The 18,501-nt window shown below is 62.2% G+C and carries 13 protein-coding genes; 10 read left to right on the plus strand and 3 right to left on the minus strand.

Annotated elements, in window-relative coordinates; translation table 11 throughout:
- Positions 1–206 precede the first annotated feature (206 nt).
- Complete coding sequence (locus tag ACLRGI_RS06760; RefSeq protein WP_419200893.1) at positions 207–590, plus strand: DUF7793 family protein; 384 nt, start codon at positions 207–209, stop codon at positions 588–590.
- A 19-nt stretch (positions 591–609) separates the two neighbouring features.
- The gene (locus tag ACLRGI_RS06765; protein WP_419200894.1) at positions 610–1,419 is read left to right on the plus strand and encodes a class I SAM-dependent methyltransferase; all 810 of its coding nucleotides are present in this window, start codon (positions 610–612) and stop codon (positions 1,417–1,419) included.
- A gap of 60 nt (positions 1,420–1,479) precedes the next feature.
- On the opposite strand, the gene ACLRGI_RS06770 is transcribed toward ACLRGI_RS06765, so the two are convergent.
- On the minus strand, positions 1,480–3,699 hold the full coding sequence (locus ACLRGI_RS06770; RefSeq protein WP_419200895.1) for a S9 family peptidase: 2,220 nt from the start codon (positions 3,697–3,699) through the stop codon (positions 1,480–1,482).
- A 267-nt stretch (positions 3,700–3,966) separates the two neighbouring features.
- Here ACLRGI_RS06770 and ACLRGI_RS06775 point away from each other — a divergent pair, with 267 nt between their 5' ends.
- From ACLRGI_RS06775 to ACLRGI_RS06810, 8 genes are all read left to right on the plus strand, one after another.
- Positions 3,967–4,689, plus strand: coding sequence for a glycosyltransferase (locus ACLRGI_RS06775; protein WP_419200896.1), 723 nt, complete (start codon positions 3,967–3,969; stop codon positions 4,687–4,689).
- 17 nt (positions 4,690–4,706) lie between these two features.
- A complete protein-coding gene (locus ACLRGI_RS06780) occupies positions 4,707–6,125 on the plus strand; it encodes a glycosyltransferase family 4 protein (protein ID WP_419200898.1) in 1,419 nt (472 codons plus the stop codon).
- Between the two features lie 34 nt (positions 6,126–6,159).
- Positions 6,160–9,207, plus strand: coding sequence for an oligosaccharide flippase family protein (locus tag ACLRGI_RS06785; protein ID WP_419200899.1), 3,048 nt, complete (start codon positions 6,160–6,162; stop codon positions 9,205–9,207).
- Between the two features lie 2 nt (positions 9,208–9,209).
- Positions 9,210–10,355, plus strand: coding sequence for a glycosyltransferase family 4 protein (locus ACLRGI_RS06790; protein ID WP_419200900.1), 1,146 nt, complete (start codon positions 9,210–9,212; stop codon positions 10,353–10,355).
- Positions 10,356–11,165, plus strand: a complete 810-nt coding sequence (locus ACLRGI_RS06795) for a PIG-L deacetylase family protein (protein ID WP_419200901.1) — start codon at positions 10,356–10,358, stop codon at positions 11,163–11,165.
- A gap of 104 nt (positions 11,166–11,269) precedes the next feature.
- The gene (locus tag ACLRGI_RS06800) at positions 11,270–12,307 is read left to right on the plus strand and encodes an ArnT family glycosyltransferase (RefSeq protein ID WP_419200902.1); all 1,038 of its coding nucleotides are present in this window, start codon (positions 11,270–11,272) and stop codon (positions 12,305–12,307) included.
- A gap of 20 nt (positions 12,308–12,327) precedes the next feature.
- Positions 12,328–12,747, plus strand: a complete 420-nt coding sequence (locus ACLRGI_RS06805) for a hypothetical protein (RefSeq protein ID WP_419200903.1) — start codon at positions 12,328–12,330, stop codon at positions 12,745–12,747.
- Complete coding sequence (locus tag ACLRGI_RS06810; protein ID WP_419200904.1) at positions 12,744–14,081, plus strand: hypothetical protein; 1,338 nt, start codon at positions 12,744–12,746, stop codon at positions 14,079–14,081. The genes ACLRGI_RS06805 and ACLRGI_RS06810 overlap by 4 nt, the downstream gene beginning before the upstream one ends.
- Here ACLRGI_RS06810 and ACLRGI_RS06815 read toward each other — a convergent pair.
- Both ACLRGI_RS06815 and ACLRGI_RS06820 read right to left on the minus strand, forming a co-directional pair.
- Positions 14,073–14,987, minus strand: coding sequence for a GGDEF domain-containing response regulator (locus ACLRGI_RS06815; protein WP_419200905.1), 915 nt, complete (start codon positions 14,985–14,987; stop codon positions 14,073–14,075). The two genes, ACLRGI_RS06810 and ACLRGI_RS06815, sit on opposite strands and share 9 nt — an antisense overlap.
- Complete coding sequence (locus tag ACLRGI_RS06820) at positions 14,984–18,418, minus strand: hybrid sensor histidine kinase/response regulator (protein ID WP_419200906.1); 3,435 nt, start codon at positions 18,416–18,418, stop codon at positions 14,984–14,986. The genes ACLRGI_RS06815 and ACLRGI_RS06820 overlap by 4 nt, the downstream gene beginning before the upstream one ends.
- Positions 18,419–18,501: the final 83 nt, after the last annotated feature.

The raw sequence follows: 18,501 nt of genomic DNA on the forward strand, positions 1-18,501 counted from the left end.
CCAACATTGGTCCACAGTATTTCAGGATTTGGCAACACCCTATCAGCGGCATAGTGGCCAGTGGTCGCCCAACTGTAAACGGGCTTTTTGAGTCGTGGGACACATCTTTACTTTGACTCGCGGATTCGACAGCCTTGAGGGAGTGAGTGCGGGGGATCCATTCCGGATTTCCCCTTGCAGCTGTAGTGAAATGCGCGAGGAGAATAGTGGACCACCCAGCAACACCGCAAGACCAGCAACAGGTGAAATTCGAGTTGGAACTCGAAGAGCCCGGGATCCTTCGCCTGACGTGGCCGCGGGGGGCCAGGATCAAGGAACCGGATGCCCAAAGGGCAATGGACAAGGTCAACGAACTTTGCGGACAAGACCGGCACCCCATGATTGTGGACATGGCTACTACGGACGACGTCACCAGGGGCGCCCGATCAGTGTTTGCCAAACCTTGCCAGGCTTCCCGGATTGCTCTTTGGGGTTCGTCCCCCGTGGACAGGGTCATTGCCAACTTCTTCCTTGGCATCATGAAGCCGCCCTGCCCTACCAAGTTCTTCACATCTGAAACAGAAGCGTTGGACTGGCTGGTGGAGGCCTAACGCCCCATATATTTGGAGAATGTTTTCTGCGCTCAGGAAGTACCTGCTGATACCTCGCCTCATTAGGCTGTCCTCGGCAGCTCCCAAGGACCCGTTCACGGCATGGGACCAGTATTGGGGGAACATCCGGTCGACCGGCGCCACCGGCGATGTCTTGTGGGATTCGGGAAGTGCCCATGAACTCAATGGTTATCTCCCCACCCTGAAGCAGTTGGACCAGACCTTACCGATCGTTGACGTCGGCTGCGGGAACGGCAGCTTTACCCGGCTGCTGGCACAGCATTTCCCCCACGCGCTGGGGCTCGACTACTCCGCCAATGCAGTGGACCGTGCCCGGCAGGAGGCAGTGGGGATCACGACGGCGTCATTCGCCGTGTGCGACATGACGGCACCTGACGCTGCGCAGACCGTGGCCACGGCACTGGAAGCTGCGGGCTGGGCAGGGGACGCAAACGTGTTCATCCGAGGTGTTTTGCACGTACTGGACCGCGGAGGCCAGTCGGCTCTGGCTGCAAACCTTCTGCCCGTCGTCGGGACCCGCGGTGGCGTTTTCCTGGCCGAGACCAACTTCCCGGGCAATCCCGTGGACTACGTCAGCCACCTCGGCGCCACCCGGAACTCCATCCCGGCGCCGCTCGAGGGGGCCATCCGGGGACTGCCGATGCCCGGGCGTTTCGGTGCAGCACAACGTGCCAAGGCCTTCCCTACGGCGGACTGGAACCTTTCGGAGGAGGGCTCAGCGAGCATCGAGACGCGCCCGCTGAGCAATCCTTCGGCGCCGGACCTCATTCCCGGCTACTACGCGCTGCTCCGGGCCCGCCGAGCATAGCTTCTTGGGGCCAACTTCTTGAGGCCGAGCTTCTTGGGGCCCAGCTACTAGGCGCCGGCGCTACTTGAGGCCGGCGCCGGGGAGCAGCTCGGCGGCACCCAGGGAATCGGCGACGAATGCGTAGTCCCATGCCCTTTCGCGCCACTGCACGTAGCGGCCCGAGGCACCACCATGTCCGCCGTCCATTTCGATCTTCATGACGATTGGTTCGGTTCCCGTGGATGCCGAGCGCAGTGCCTGGACCCACTTGGCCGGCTCCACGTACAGTACGCGGGTGTCGTTGAACGAGGTCACAGCAGCGATCTTAGGGTAGGCCACGGCCCCCACATTCTCGTAAGGAGTGTAGGACTTCATGTACGCGTAGGCCTCGGGGTCCGTGATGGGGTTGCCCCATTCCTCCCATTCCAGGGCCGACAGCGGAAGCTCAGGATCCAGGATGGTGGTCAAAGCATCCACGAACGGTACCTGCGCCACCACGGCGGCGTACTTTTCCGGGGCCATGTTGGCCACTGCGCCCATGAGCAGGCCGCCAGCGGACCCTCCCATGGCAGCAATGCGCGAAGGGTCAACCCAGCCGGAGTCCGCCAGCCAGTCGGTGGCAGCGATGAAGTCCGTGAAGGTGTTCTTCTTTGTGAGTTTCTTGCCGTCCTCATACCACTTGCGACCCAGTTCACCGCCGCCGCGGATGTGCGCAATCACCATGACGATTCCGCGGTCCATGAGGGACAAGCGGGCCACGCCGAACACCGGATCCATGCTCATTTCATACGACCCGTAGCCGTACACCAGGCCTGCTGCGGTGCTATCCGGCTGGACCGAGGCGTGACGCAGCACTGACAGCGGCACCTGTGTGCCGTCGTCGGCGGTGGCCCATTCGCGCGTCGCGACGTAATCCGACGCGGAGTAGCCCCCCAGGACCGGGCTTTCCTTGCGGAGCAGCAACTCACCACCGGGGTGTTCCGAGGTGGGCAGGACGAAGTCGTAGACGCGCGACGGCGTGAAGTACGAGGTGTAGCCAATCCGGATCACGGGAGCTTCATAGTCAGAGCCGGATACACCTGCGGTGTAGAGCTCTTCATCGAAGGCAGGCTCCACCGGCGCCCCTTGCGCTTCTGTGCCAAGACCTGCCAGCGGCAGGACCTGTACGCGCTCGATGGTGTCCTTGCGTACGGACAACACCAGATGGGTGGACGTTACACCGGCGCCGTTGACGCGAACTTCGTCGGAATGCTCGACGACGGTCCGCCAGTTCTGCTCGGCAAGCGGCTTGGTGAGCTCTGCCGGATCCACCAGGCTGACCATCGAATTGATGGCGTCCTTGTTGTGGGTGACGAGCAGGGTTTCCTTGCCGTCAAGGAGGAAGGGCTCGGCCTCGTAGAGAACGTGATGGTCCCGGGAAATGACGGTGCTGAGGCCGGCGTCGTAGTCATCGAAGCCAAGCAGCCGCGTTTCGCTGAACTCTGAGCAGCCGATGCTGACCACCAGGTGGCAGCGGTCGGAGGAGAGGTCGAACCCGAGCCACATGGCGACGTCGTCCTCTTGGTACAGAACCTCATCCTCAGCCACGGGCGTGCCCAGGAGGTGGGCTTTTACCTGGTAGGGCCGCCACGAATCGTCCACCACTGTGTAGAAGAGCCTGGTGCCGTCGGGAGAGAAGGCAACCCCGTAGAAGATGTCCTCAATGACGTCCGGGAGGAGTTCCCCGGTGCGCAGATCCTTGATCCGCAAAGTGAAGCGTTCATCGCCGGAATTGTCCACGGCGTAGGCGTAAAGGTTGCCGTCCATGGTCACGGCGGCACCGCCCACGCTGAAGAACGGTTGTCCCTCTGCTTCGATGTTGCCGTCCAGCAGCACCTGCTCGCCGGGAAGTTCAACGCCGGCTTCCACTGCCGGGGGAGTCCAGTCCGCCACGGGATCATCGGTGTTGTTGGCCAGGACGCGGCACTGGATGCTGTACTCCTTGCCCTCCACCGAACGGCTGTAGTACCACCAGCCGTCCTTGCGGCTGGGCACGGACAGATCAGTCTCCTGGGTCCGGCCCTTGATCTCCTGGAACATGGCCTCACGGAGCGGCTCCTGATGTGCCGTGACCGCTTCCTGGTAGGCATTTTCCGCCTTGAGGTGGTCAACAACCTCGGAGGATTCCTTGTCCCTGAGCCACTCATAGTTATCCACGAAGACATCCCCGTGATGTTCGCGGCGGGTGGGAATCTGCTTCGCGACAGGAGGCTGGACAGTGGTTTCCTTGGCAGCGGCAGGCGCGGATGAAGTGTGGCTCATGTGGCCACTCTATAGACGGGGTCCGACACGGAACCAGCAATTTCGCTCAGAGCGCCCGGGTCAATCCGCTGTTATGAGAGTGATCCATGACTTGAAGCACACCGTCTGGATTTGCGTCATGACTTGCGTGGTGGCCCCACTCCATATATTGCGAGCACGATTTCGGCCCGTTCCCGGATATTGGAGGTTCAGATGGTTCCGCTTCACGCGCAGAGTGTTCACATCGGCAGGAGAGGTCGTCTCCAAACCCGGCGACATCCAGACTCTTTGCGCCGTTCCCACGTGGACCTCGAAGTCATCATTCCTGCCTTCAATGAAGCAGCGAGGATTCCCGACACCTTGACGCAGACGGTGGACTTCCTGGCAGTCCAACCTTGGACTTCGCGCATTGTGGTGGTGGACAACGGCAGCGTGGATGAGACTGCTGCGGTGGTCCGCCGGATCTCGCGGGAAAAGGGAAATGCGGTACCAATCGCATTGGTGGGGTGTTCCCGCCGCGGAAAAGGAGCGGCTGTACGCCGCGGCCTCCTCAGCGGAACATCCAAATACACGGGCTTCTTCGACGCCGACCTCGCCACGCCGCTGGAGACACTCACGGAAACCATGTCGCAGCTGTCCGGCGGCGCTGCAGCGGTTATCGCCTCGCGGCATGCCCCGGGTTCCACCTTTGTTGTGCCACAACACCTCGGGCGCAGGATGGGTGGCACGGCCTTCCGGGCTCTGACCAAATCCAAGGTCAAAGGCATCCAGGACACTCAGTGCGGCTTCAAGTTCTTTGAGCGGGATGCCCTCACCGCTGCCATGGTGCAGTGCCGCAGCACAGGTTTCGCCTTCGATGTGGAACTGCTCCTTCGGCTTCAGGACAACGAGGCCAGCATTGTGGAACTGCCTGTGGCCTGGACCGATGGAGCCGAGTCCACGTTCCGCCCCTTCCAGGACGGAGTGGCCAGCTTCGCCTCGGTGATTCAACTTCAGAAAGCAGCATCATGACGGACGGCTCAACTGACATGAACTCCCCAACCCAACTTGCTGGAAAGCACGTGCTGGTGCTCAACTGGCGCGACGTCAAGCATTCACAAGCAGGCGGCGCAGAGCAGTACATGCATGAAATCTCCCGCAGGTGGGTCAAGAACGGAGTTCGTGTCACCTGGTTTACCGGCCGGGACTCGGGCCAGTCAGCCGAGGACACCATAGATGGCATCCGCATTTTGCGGGGAGGCGGGGCGCTCTCCATCTATGGGCAAGCCGCTCTCAGGCTCCTGCGTACCAATGGCCAGTTCGACGCCGTGGTGGATTGCCAAAACGGAATCCCATTTTTCTCTCCGTTGTTCCTTCGCGGGGATATCCCGATTGTGCAACTGGTTCACCACGTACACCAGGAACAGTTCCGCACCAGGTTCTCCCCGCCCATGGCCGCCGTGGGCCGCTTCCTCGAAAGCAGCGGCGCCAAGACGGTGTACGGGCAACGCGCCATCGTGGCTGTATCGCCTTCCACGCGCCGGGAATTGCGGAAGCTTGGATTCTCGGGTCCCATCCACGTGGTGCCCAACGGCACCATCGATATCCCGCCGACGGTTACGGCGCGGGCTGCGGAGCCCACCATCGCCGTCGTGAGTCGTTTGGTGCCCCACAAGCGATTGGACCTACTGCTCGGCCAGTTCGCCGTGGCGGCGCGCAGGCTTCCCAATCTGCGCATGGACATCGTCGGGGACGGTCCCGAGAGAGCGCGGCTGCAACAACTCGCCATGGACCTCGGCCTTGACCACGCAGTGACTTTCCACGGCTACCAATCCAACCAGGTTCGTGACAACTTGTTGAGCCGCGCCTGGATGACTGTCTCCACGTCGGCTTCAGAAGGCTGGGGTTGTTCAGTGATTGAAGCCGCAGCCTGGGGCGTGCCGTGTTTGGCGCTGCGGGTTCCGGGTATCAGGGATTCCGTGGTGGACGGCCGTACCGGATGGCTGGTGGATAATCCCACCGACTTCGGTTCTGCCATGGTTGACGCGATCTCTGAGTTGACCGAACCCGAGGCCGCCATCATCGTCTCCGGAGAATGCCGTGAATGGGCCCGCTGCTTCACCTGGGACCGCAGCACGCTACTGCTCACCGGGGTGCTTTTGGAGGAAGCGAAGATGCGCCGTGACGGCGGAGACCCCCGGGCCAGCCACTCCGACTTGTCCACGCTGGTTCAGGTTGAAGTCCCTGAGGTTGCCGATTTCAAGGCCGCTCTCAGGCCTACCGATGAGTACGCCGTGGCTGACGGTCACGTCTCCATCATCATGAAAGGCCGGGACGAGTTCGAGGCCTTTGCCGCGATGAAGAAGATCGGACTGGCCTCCGCGGAGATCCGATCCGCAGGCAGCAGCACTTTGCTGGCCGGACCCGGAAGCGTCTTCGCACCGGCCGATGCCAACGATGGCCAGTAACAGTAGTTGATCCATGGATGGATGCGAACAGACCATGACCACAGCCGTGAACCTAAGACCCAGAGCTGAAAGCAGGGAAAGGACGCCGGACCAAAACGTCAACATAGCTCAAAACAGTGGCTTCCTCGCTGTGTCCGCCGGACTGGTGGGCGTGGTGAGTTACGCCTGCACACTGCTCATGGCCAACATGCTGGGGACAGCGGATTACACACAGTTCGCTGCTGCCGCGATGATCCTTGGCGTGGTGGGGATCGTGGCCAATGCGCTGGTTCCGCTTCCTCTGTCCCACGTGGTTGCCGTGCATCCGGAAGGGTCCGAAGAGCGGCGCAACGGCGTTGCCTTCTCGGCCTTCGTGTCCTGCCTGGCGGGAATTGCCGCGGCGGCCATCACTGGCAGCGTGACGCTCGCGCTTGCCACGCCGGCCCTGGCTGCAGCCGTCGCTCTGGCAGCTTTTACCATTTTCGTGGTGAACGCACCCGCCGGCTGGCTTCAGGGCGAGCTCCGCTTCACCTGGTACGCCGTGTCTACCATCGGCGAGGTTGTCCTGCGCTTGGTCTTCAGCGTGTTGGTGATCGTGATGGCATGGGGTGCAGGGGGAGCGGTCCTGGGATTTGTCGCGGGGTGCCTGGCGCCGCTGGTGGTGCCGTGGTCGTTTTATCGGGATCTCCGTTGGCGTCCCCGGGTGTTGCTTGAAAAGTGGCGATGGGCCGAAACCAGTGATATCGCGTCGGTTCTATGCGTAGTGTCCGTGCTCGTAGGCATCGACGTCGTAGTAGTCGGCTTCCTGGACAACGGCTCGGTTGAGGCGGCAGGTTTCCAAGCGCTCGCCACCATTGCAAAGGGTCCTGTTTACGTGGCTGCGGGAACGGCGCTGGTGGCTTTTCCTCTGCTTCGCAGCCCTGGCGTCAAGGTCAGCGAGGTGCTTGGCGCCTCCTTCGCTTCCTTCGGGCAGTTAGTGGTGGTGGCCTTCGCCATCATCGCCACGGCACCGCCCCTGATGTCCGGCGTCATTGTTCCGCAGAAGTATCACGGTTCCCTCGGACTCCTGCCATGGCTGGCGGCTTCCGGCCTCGGCTATGCCGTCCTTATGGTGCTTTCCACCATCCTCCTTGCCATGCGTGCCTACCGCCGCTGCCAAATCGGCCTCGCTTGTGCGTGCCTTCTGGTGATCGGCGGACTGTGGATCGGCTGGCAGCTGAACGCCGTGACCGGTATGGCCATTGGGTCTGCTGCCGGTGCGGTGACTGCCGGGTTGGTCCTGGCAGTCCTGGCGCGTCCCGTTCTGGCATCTGCAAACCCTGGAAAGGGTGCGGGCAGGTTCGTCATTCTGGCGCTTGCCTTGATCGTGGTTCTCGCCGTCACCTCGCACTTGCAGCCACTGCTCTGGTTGCTGCTGGCCGGTATCAGCGGTGTCTCTGTTCTTGCCCACCAGCGCGGCATGCTCCCGCACCGGAACGACTTCAAAATTTCACGACGGCGCCAGGTTGGCAGGCGCAGCAAAGCTCCCGGTCGCCGGTCCAAGCCGGACTCAGAGGTCATCAGTCCGCTTCCGGCCTGGTGGGGTACCCGGGCGCTATCGAGCAACCTGACCGCATTCATCGCTGTGGTTGCTGCCGCGTTCGGCGTTCGTGCCCTCGGCCTCGAGCGGGGCTTCGAAATATGGGTGGACGAGATGCTCTATGTCCGGTTGGGTGAGTCCGTAGCTGCCGGTGAGTTCCCAACTTTGCCTGATGGCCCGTTCTTCCTTCACCCACCCGGGTACTTTCTGCTGGAAGCCGGGGTCATCCAGATCTTTGGGATTACCGGCGAGATCATTGAGGTGACCCTTCAACTGCGTTGGCTTAACGCTGTGATGGGTGCACTGACTGTAGGACTTGGTTTTCTACTGGTACGAAAATTAGCAACCCCTACCGCAGCGTGGCTTACGGCCGTGCTGCTGGCGTTCGAACCGTTCATCCTGCGGAACAACAGCCATGCATTCCTGGAGACCTCGGCCATGGTGCCGGGCCTGGCCGGACTGCTTCTCCTGGTGTCAACCAAGGTACCGAAGAGCACATTGCATTCTTTCCTCAGGCTTGCAATGGCTGGGCTCCTACTGGGGTACTCCATCCTCTGCAAGGACTTCTTCTTCATCTGCACCGTGGCCCCGGTGCTGGCAGCCATGGTGTGGAAAAAGACGTTTCCGTGGCGGAAGGGACTGGTGGTGGCTGCCTTTGGCTTCCTGCCCTACGTGGTCTACCTGATAGTGGTGGCTGCCCATGGCCACTTTCCCAGCTGGGTGTGGGCCAAGACCAACGGGCTGGTTCGCATGTCCGGTGTGGAAAAGAGCACCGGGTTCACGTCAGAAGGATCACCGAGCATCATCTCCCGCCTCGTTGAACAGAGCGGGCATTTCGGGACCAGCTACATCCTGCTGGGGCTGTGCCCCGTGGTTGGTTTGCTGCTGTGCTTCAGCCTCCACGCGGGCCGCCGTCTTATTGGGCTTGCCGGCTTGGCTCTGGGGGCAGCGGGCGCCTACAGCGCAGTGTTCGGCACTTTCGAGGAACAGTACGGCTACGGTGTCATGGTGGCCGGGGCTATCTGTTCGGTCCTGGTGGTGGTGGAGATCCGGGAAAGGTACCCGAGAACCCGCAAAACCTTGGCCATCATCAGCGTCTGCTACGTGGTACTGACCGTGGTACTGGGCCTCCGCACGGCCCTGACAGTGGACAACGGCTTTGTCCGGGCCAATGACTGGATCCAGGCCAACCTCCCTGCCGATGCCCGCATCAGTGTCACCAACAGCACCGGGCACTTTGCCTACATGCATGATCCCCGCTTTGGTATTTGGCCCTCCGCGCCGCTGATGAAACAGAACGGCGTCAATTACATCCTCACCCAGTCGAAGCCCACCAGCCAAGGCTACGGCTATGCCAACCCCACCATGCTTACTTGGCTGAAAGACCATGCAACTCCCATGGTCACAACGCCTGGCCCCACCAACGGTGAAACCACTATCTGGTACGTGGACCCGGCTGCCCTGGATGCAGCGGCCGCGGCCAACGTAGGGGTGCCTTCCAAAGACTTCGGGACGGAAAGATAAAAATGAGAGTTTTGCATTTGGGCTTTGAAGATCCACGCATGCCCGGGGCAGGCGGAGGATCCGTACGAACCCACGAAATCAACCGCCGCTTGGCGGCAAAGGGCTTCCGCGTTACCGTCCTGACTACCCGGTATCCTGGCTGGCAGGAACGCATGGAGGACGGTGTGCACTATGTGCCCATTGGCTTCGGAACGGGCGGTAACCGCCTGACGAGGCTGGTGGCCTATATTGCACGGCTGCCCTTCGAGGTACGCAAGCGCCGGTCAACTGCTGAGTTGGTGGTGGAGGATTTCTTCGCTCCGTTTTCCACCATGGCCGCCCCCCTCTGGACCAAGCGCCCCACCATCGGTGTTGTCCAGTGGCTTCATGCCGGAGACAAGGCACGGCAGTACAAGCTGCCCTTCCACTGGATAGAGCGGTTGGGCGTGCGGAAGCACCGCAGGCTCATCTCGGTTTCTCAGGGCATCGGCGATCGACTGAAAGACCTGAACCCGGACTTGCATGTGGACGTGATCGGCAACGGTGTGGATCCCGGCGCTTGGAACATCGAACCCCGGCTGGGGAAAGATGTCCTTTTCATCGGACGCCTGGAGTACGGGCACAAGGGCTTGGATCTCCTTTTGGAGGCATGGTCCCACGCCTGCAGCAGCATAGAGGGCAACCTGCTGATCGCCGGCAATGGCCCGGACGAAGAAAGGCTGCGTACCGGCATCCAGGACGGCGGTCTCTCCGAGCGCGTGCAGATGCTCGGATGGTTGTCCGGGGAGCGGAAGTTCCAGGCTCTCAGCGATGCCCGGCTGCTGGTAGTGCCTTCCCGGCATGAGACCTTCGGGCTGGTGGCCATCGACGCGCTGGCGGCTGGCACTCCGGTGATTGCCTTCGACATTCCGTGCCTGAAAGAGATCATCCCGCCGGGTACCGGGTGGATAGTCGACGCCTTCGATGTTCAGGCGTTGGGCGAGGAAATTGCCCTTCGCTACTCCCAGGCCGGGCTGGAGCACGTGGCCGAGCAGGGCCGGAAATTCGCAGCCAATTACAACTGGGATGCGCTCGCCGACATGCAAGCCCAGGCGTACCGCACCGCTCTGACCGAACTGAAGAAACCTCCAACCCGGCGGCCGCATGCCTCCCACGCTGAAAGGCCTTGAATGCCTCTCCAATCACGAGTTGAACGTTCCATGGCAGGCGACGCACCGTGGCTGTTCCTGTCACCCCATCTGGATGATGCAGTGTTGTCCTGCGGTGCGCTCATTGAAGCGCAGGCCCAGGGGCGCGAGATCATCGTGGCTACACTCTTCACTGAGGCTACGCAGTCACCGCATACGCGCGCAGCAGGGTCCTTCATGCGTCAGTGCACCGTACCGGATGCCGGAAAACTATTTGAGGCCAGAAGGGCGGAAGACCGCGCCGTACTCCGGGACATGGGGGTTCAGTCCATCCATCTCGGCGAAGTGGATGCGCTGTTTCGACGCCGCCGCAAGCCACCAATGCTGGGGAGCAGCGCGTGGGAAAGGCTGCTCCCGGAGCTGACCCACCGATACCCCACCTATCGCTTCGATATCGCGTTGGGCCGTATCGCAAAGGGCGATCAATTACTCATCCGCCAACTCCGTGGAGACGTGGCCGGGCTCATGGCACTAACCAAGGCGGAGCTGCTGTTTTGCCCCGCCGGCGTGGGCAAGCATGTGGACCACCTGATCACCCGCGAGGTAGGTAAGGGACACCCGGAGAACGTGGTGATGTACTCCGATTTCCCCTACGACCTGGCTGCCGGCCCGGATGAAGCGCACATGTCCAAGATGGGATTCGTGCCGTGGACCTGGGATACGGGACTCGCTGCCAAGCCCGGTCGGATCAGGCAGTATCCCACGCAGGCAGACGCCCTGTTCCCCAGCGGAGTAATCCCTCTGAAACCGGAAACCTACTTTGTGCCGGCACCCATCATTGACGGCGGATAGTGACGTCGCCTGAGGAGCACAAAGTATCCCGGCCGGGGCATCGGGCGCGAAGGTCTGCCGGCTGGCGCCACCGGACGGTGCCGGGATACGTGTGGGTTGCGGCCATGGTTGGACTGCTGGCCGCGGTGTTCCGACTGTTCGGCGTTCAACGGGCCAATGACGTCTTTATCGATGAAGTGACCTACGCGGACATAGCGAGGCAAATAGCAGATGGCCACATGCCATCCATCCTTGGTACCCCGTTCTTCCTGCATCCTCCCGGCTCTTACGCCCTCAACGCAGTGGTTATCCGCGTGCTGGGTTTGGGAGGACACTCCATGGATTTGGCGTTGCAACTGCGTTGGGTCAACAGCGTGCTCGGGGTCATGACAGCAGTGGTTTGCTTCTTGTTGGTCCGCCGCCTGGCCGGGGTGGGACCGGCCGCGCTTGCGGGCGTCATGCTGGCCAGCGATCCCTTTGTCCTCCGCATGGATGGGCGCTTGATGATGGAAACACCGGCAGGGTTGGCGGTTCTGTTGGGATGGCTGTTGATGCTGTTGGCACTCCACCGCCCGGCGGGGCGCTCGCGCTTGTGGCTGGAAATCAGCGCAGGGCTGGTCTTCGGAGTGGCCATTGTCATGAAGGATATGACGGCCGTGTTCACTGTGGTGCCACTGTTGGCCGCAGTAGCGTGGCGCAGAACAGTTCCACTGCACACGGCTTTGCGTGTCCTCGCCTGTTCCCTGGTTCCCTATCTTCTGTATCTGTGCTTGATTGCTGCCAGCGGGCTGTTCGGGGAGTTTATGGACCAAAAGTCGGTAGGCGTCCTCAGGATGGTGGGGGCCGTCCAGATGACCGGCTTCAATTCAGTGCACAGTGTGAGCCTTACCGATCGGCTCATTGACCTGAGCAGTCGCTTTGGCACCAGTTATCTTCTGTTGGGGCTTTCCATGGTGGCCGGTGTCGTGGCCGCCATGTCTCCGCTGGCGGGACGGCGGTTGGTGGGCTTGTTCTCGGTCTTTACCGGCTTTGTTGGTGTGTACTCCGTCTTTTTTGGTGCGGCAGAAGAACAGTTTGGCTATTGCGTGGTGCTGGCCGGATTGGTTTCGACGCCCGTGGCCGCTGTGATGGTGCTGAAGTGGCGGCCGCGTCTTCGTGGGTGATAGGGGCTTTTGCGGCTGTCATGGGTGTCCTCAGTCTCTTTCTGGGTGTTCAGGCAAGGTCAGTGGTGGATGACGGGCTTGTGCGTGCACGGGATTGGATGAACGCCGGGTTGCCGCCGTCGTCGAAGGTAGCTTTGACGTCCGTCACGGGCGAATTCGCCTTGCAGCCTCATGAGGGCTGGGCTGTGATGCCGTCCCTTCAGTCCCTGAGGGATGGAGGGGCCGAGTACGTCCTGACTCAGGGCAGGCAGTTGAGTGAGGGGTACGGTTTCGCTTCGCCTGAGTTCTTGCACTGGTTGCAGAACAACGCCCGGCCGGTTTTCTCTTTCACGGGACCAACGTCAGGTGACACGGTGGTATGGAAGGTGGACCGTCCAACGTTGGAGGAGGCCGTCGACGGCGGGCTGACGCTCCCGCCTGTGTCGGGCGGTTATCAGTGAGAGCGCTGGTTCCCACGCTGTTGCTGCTGTTCGTCATTGCCACGATGACCGCCGGATGCAGCCCGGAGACCGGGCAAGCACCCCCGACCCTGTCCTTCGGGGTTTTGGGAGCCAGTTGTGATCCGGAAAAGCTGGCAGCACTTCAAAGGGCCGGGGTTTCCGTGGTGGAATTGCCGCTGGCCTGGGACCGTTACCAGCCCGAAGCAGATCAGGTGGACCGACACTACGTTGCCGAGGTGCGGGTGCGTCTAAGCGATTGCCGCAAAGCCGGCATGGGCGTGGTGCTCTCCCCGGGCCTGCACTACCCGCCGGAGTGGGTACGAACCCTGCCCGGTGGAGCGCTGAAAGGAAGCGCGGGGGGTGTGCCCCAGGAAGCCGGGGCTGAACTGGTTTTCAGCGCCAAGGCCAGGAACGCTGCACAAAAGTACCTCGCCCGGCTCGCATCTGACCTGGGTTTCGAGGGCGTAGCAGCAATTCGGGTGGGGACGAACGCCAGCGGTGAGCTCGGATACCCCGGCCCAGGGGACGGTGGGAATGATCGCGAGTTTTGGGCCTTTGGTGACGCTCCCCAGTTCGGTATTGGTTTGGCCTGGGGAGTAGCGCCTTCTCCTATGCCGGGGTGGGTACCGGGCTCCCGCTCGTGGCACGGCAGGTCAGTCACCGACGAACAGGTCCGGAGGTGGTGGGATTGGTACGCCGGATCCGTTGCGGAGGCGGTGGCATGGCAAGTGGGCCAGTTGCGTTCGCTCGGATATCAAGGGCGGATCCACGTTCCTGTGGCAGGGCGGGGAGTGCTGCCGAATGACAAGACAGAAGCAATCGAGGGACGCCTGGATGGAAGGGCCAACCCGGACGGCGCCCAGGAACGCGGCTTGGACTATGCTGCCCAGTTCGGGATCCTGGCACGGTTGCCAGGGGTGGACGTGGACTTCACCGGACTGGATGACGTCTCGGATGTCAGATCACGTGCTGCTGTTCCGCCACAAGACCAGTGCCGTCCACATGACCAGGAAGGCGTGCTGACGGACAACGTCTCACAATGGTCCTCCCACAGGTACACGAGTGCCTTGGCCCGGGGGGCGGGCCTGGGATTGGTCGGTGAGAACCCTGGGCCTCCCGGTGCGCCCTTCACTGGCGGGGCGCCGCAGTCACATAGCCTCGCCGAACAACTGCAAACTGCGCCCCGCTATGCCTCGGAATGCGGCATGACCATGTTCCTGTTCGGCTTCGAAGAAAACCTCTTTGGAGAAAAGGGCCGGCCGGGCACCGGCGTCACGGTGGAGGACTACAAGGAGGTTATCCGGCAGCTCCAAGCTCCGACTGGTTCACTCTGAGCGGAGTGCATTTGCCAGGGTCACCCGGTTCCGCCCGGACGCCTTCGCCGCGTACAGGGCCAGATCGGCTTCGCGTAAAAGTTGCTCGCTGCCTGCCCGATGCCCCTCAGCGTAGGCCGAGACACCGGCACTGATGGTCAGGACGCCGTCGGGGTCCCCCGAGTGTTCGATGCGTAGATCATGCACTGCGGACCGGACCCTTTCCAGGACGACTCCGGCGGTAGCCGCCGACTGGTCTTCAAGCACCAGCAGGAACTCCTCACCGCCAAAGCGATACACGGCGTCGCCCTTCCGCATCTCTCGGGCGAGGGTTGTGGCGATGGCCACCAGGGCTGCGTCCCCGGCTTGGTGGCCGTAAATGTCGTTGTAGCTCTTGAAGTTATCTACATCCACCATCGCCAGGCAGTAGTCGTGGTCTTCGCGGCTATGCAACTGGCCGAGGTCCTCGGCCAGCTTCAGGCGGTTATGCAGCTTGGTGAGGGGGTCCGTGCGGGCCTGCTCAGACAGCGCGGAACGGTACCGGGCCAGGTCCGCGTGGAGCGAGGTGATGCGCTGGGCAGCCAGGAGCCGGATGTGCAGGCTGAACGGATCAAGGGGCTTGGTGACATAGTCGTCTGCCCCTGCCTCCATTCCAGCCAGCACATCTTTCCGCGAACCGTGCGAGGTCACCAGGATCACATAGGTATACCTGTCCTCCTCGGCCGCCCGGATGGCGCGGCAGAGATCCAGCCCGTTCAGGCCGGGCATCATCAGGTCGGTCACCACGGCTTCGGGGCTGTGTTCCTTATAGAGTTCCCACGCCGAGTCACCGTCGACGGCCACGATGCACTCGTGACCGGACTGCTCGACGGCGGCCTTGGTGACCATCCGGGAGATCCGGTCGTCGTCAGCGATGAGGATTTTCACAGTGCCCCCGGTGAGTGTGCTTCAGAAAGTGTGCGCTTGAGCGCCTCGTCCACGCGAGCGAGTTCCGTATGCAATTGGCTCAGCAACAGTTCACCTTCGGATCCCAGCTCCGGTCCTGCATCGCGTCCCAGCCGTTCCAGGTCCTTGCACAGGGCGGCAGCACCAACCGCTCCAATATTGGCTGCCGCACCCGCGAGTTTGTGCGCCGCCGCTTCCACATCCGCGGCTTGCTCGTTTTCCAGTGCAGCACGCAACGTCTCCACGGCTCCCTGGGAATCCTGCCGAAAAGCCCTGACGGCTTCGGGTAACAACCCCAAACCGTCCGCGGGCCCAAGTTCACGCAGGATCTTCAGCCGGTCATGGTCAAGAACACCAGAGTTCGACGCCGGTGCTTCCGCCTGCTGTTGACCGGCGTCAGCCGCAGCCTCGGCATCCACCCCGCCGTCCGTCGTCGACGTCTGCGGCACCCAGCGCGAGAGGACTTCAGCGAGTGTGGCCAGATCCACGGGCTTGCTGATGTAATCGTCCATGCCGGCGGCGAAGCAGCGCTCGCGGTCCTCGTCCAGGGCGCCGGCGGTCATGGCGATGATGGGAATACGGGCGGAGTGTCCGTTGCGGGCCCGGATTGCCCGGGTTGCGTCGAAGCCGTCCATGACGGGCATATGGCAGTCCATGAGCACAGCTGCATACGTGCCGGACAGCGCAGCGGAAACGGCTTGTTCGCCGTCGTCCACAATGTCAACTTCGTAACCGAGGCGGTTCGCCATGCCCCGGGCCACCAGTTGATTGACTTCGTTGTCCTCGGCCACCAGCAATCTCCCGAGCAACGGCGCAGGATCCGCCGATTCAACAGGGCGGGCGAGCACAGGCGGGGAAGGCATGCCGGCGGTCTTGGTGGCCAGCACACGCAAGAGGCGGTTATAGAGTTCGGAGCTGCGGACGGGCTTGGTGAGGTATTCGCGGATCCCGGCTGCGGTGAGGTCGCTCCTTTCCACTTGCATGGTGGAGGTCAGCAGGATGATCCCCGGGCCGCCGGAGCCGTTGCTCTCGGTTTTGATGCTGCGGGCAAGTTGGAGGCCGTCGGTATCGGGCATGCACATGTCCACCACGGCGATGTCGTATGGGTCGCTCGAAGAGGCCGCTGCCCGGTACTCGTCCAAAGCGGAGGCGGCGTCCGCAACCGAGACCGGGAACATTCCCCAGCTGGCCAGTTGCGTTTCCAGCACCAGGCGGTTGGTTGCATTGTCGTCCACCACCAATACCCGGCGCCCGGTGAGGGTGGCAGGCAAGGATTCGGTGTCCGAAGGGGCCGGGCCAAGGGGCAGTTCGAGGTCAAACCAGAACCTGCTGCCTTCTCCCGGCTCACTGTCCAAGCCGATCCTGCCGCCCATGACTTCCGTGAGGCGCCGTGAGATAGCCAGGCCCAGTCCCGTTCCGCCATAACGGCGTGTGGTGGAGGCGTCTGCTTGGGCGAAGGATTCGAAGAGCCTCTGATGGTTTTCGGCGCTGATGCCAATGCCCGTGTCCCTGACCTCGAAGCGCAAGGATGCCTTGGCCGGGTCCTGGGCAAGAACGGAGACCTGGACTTCCACTTCACCGGATGGAGTGAACTTGACCGCGTTGGAGGACAGGTTCAACAGGATTTGGCGGATGCGGCCGGCGTCGCCCATGAGGCGCACCGGAACGTCAGGGTGGCAGTAGGAGATCAGCTCCAGGTTCTTTCCCTGTGCAGCTTCCACAACCAGTCCCGCTACTTCTTCAACCAGCGCCCGGGGGTCGAAGACGTTGACGTCCAGGTCCACTTTTCCGGCTTCCAGTTTGGAGAAGTCAAGGATGTCGTTGATCAGGGTCAGCAGGACCTCGCCGGCGCCCTTTACTCCTTGGGCGTACTGCCTCTGGCCTTCACTGAGGGGCGTGTCCATCATGAGCGAGGTCAGTCCGATCACCGCGTTGAGGGGAGTCCGGATTTCGTGGCTCATGGTGGCCAGAAACTCGGATTTGAGGCGGCTGGCCTCAAGGGCTGCTTCGCGGGCTGCAAGGAGTTCCTTTTCGGCAGCTTTGCGTTCGGTGATGTCGCGGGAGATGGTGGCGACGCCGCGGATGCCTGATTCACCCTGGACAGGAGACAGAGTCACGGATACCGGGATTACCTCTCCGTCACCGCGTAGCCGATGGCTTTCGTAGTTCTGCACTACGCCGCTGTGCGCGGTAGCTTCCAATGCCTGGCGTTCGTTCTCCATCAGGTCCTTCGGGACAAAGAAGTCCCCTTTGCGACCAACGGCCTCCGAGGCCGGGTAGCCGAAGATGCGTTCGGCACCAGGGTTCCAACTGGTGATCACGCCATCGGGGGTTTCCCCAATGATGGCGTCGCCGGAGGAGTTGACGATTGCCCCGAGTCCCTCAAGTTCGGCCGTCCGTTCGGCCACCTTCGATTCGAGTTCGCGGGTCAGCGTCACGTTTTCGACGACGATCAGCACCTGCCGCACGATGACAAAGACGATCACCACCAGCCCTGTGAGCAGCAGGACGCGGTCCTCTCCGATGGGACGGCTGCGCGAAAAGAAGACCGCACTGAACACGGGCAGGTAGGGGAGAAGTTCAAGGGCTACGGCGTAGGCGCGCCCATCCTTTTGGGTGCTTCCGGCTTCGGGGAGCAAGGGACTCAGCCCCACCAAGAGGAAGGCCAGCACCCACCCCAGAGCCAAGGGGGAGCCTGTAACGCCCGTGATGCCTTGGAGCGTTAAGCTCATGTATCCGAGGTCTGTGATGGCAAGGATCCAGAAGCCAATTCCCATGCTCAGCCAAGGGAGCCTGCGGCCGCGGGCTGCGCGCATGGTCAGGACGATCACCACGGAGACCATGAACACGTCCGCAATGGGGTAGGCCATCTGCGTCGTGTGGGCAAAGGCGTCCTGGTCAGTGGCCCCGGCCAGGGGTCCCAGCACGGAGCTCCACGCGATAAAGAATGTGGAACTTGCTACCACACCTGCGTCCAGAATGGTGCGGCGCAGTGAAATGCGCAGGCCTTGTCCTCTTGACAGCAGCACAAGTCCGATGGATGCGGGCAGCGCGTACCAAACGAAGCCGATGTCTGCGAAGGACGGGAACGGGTATTGGTGGTTCAGGGTGATGCCGTTGATGGTCCACACCGTTTGCCCGGCGCTCCATACGGCCAGGCCCGCCACGATGAACCAGCGGCCGGGGTTGTTGTCCCGGCGCCGACGGGCAGCGAGGGTATGAGTGGTCAGCGCGGTGAGTGCGGCGAGAAGGATGGCCAAGTCACCGGCGAGCTGCGCCGTCGTCGTCCCTGCTCCGCTTGCAAGACCGAAAGCCAACAGCACCAGACAAACCGCGACAGGCACTAAGAAGAGCACCCAAACCTGCCGCAACGACGAGCGCACTGGAAGAACCCCGTGCTTCACTCCTGCCACTGAACCCCTGCCTTCGAAAGTGGCCCCACCAAAAGCGAACAACGCGTCTTGCCTGCGCTGAGGAGAGCATACGCCGAAATCAC

The organism is Paenarthrobacter sp. PPS72, from assembly GCF_048537125.1.
GTDB lineage: Bacteria > Actinomycetota > Actinomycetes > Actinomycetales > Micrococcaceae > Arthrobacter > Arthrobacter nitroguajacolicus_E.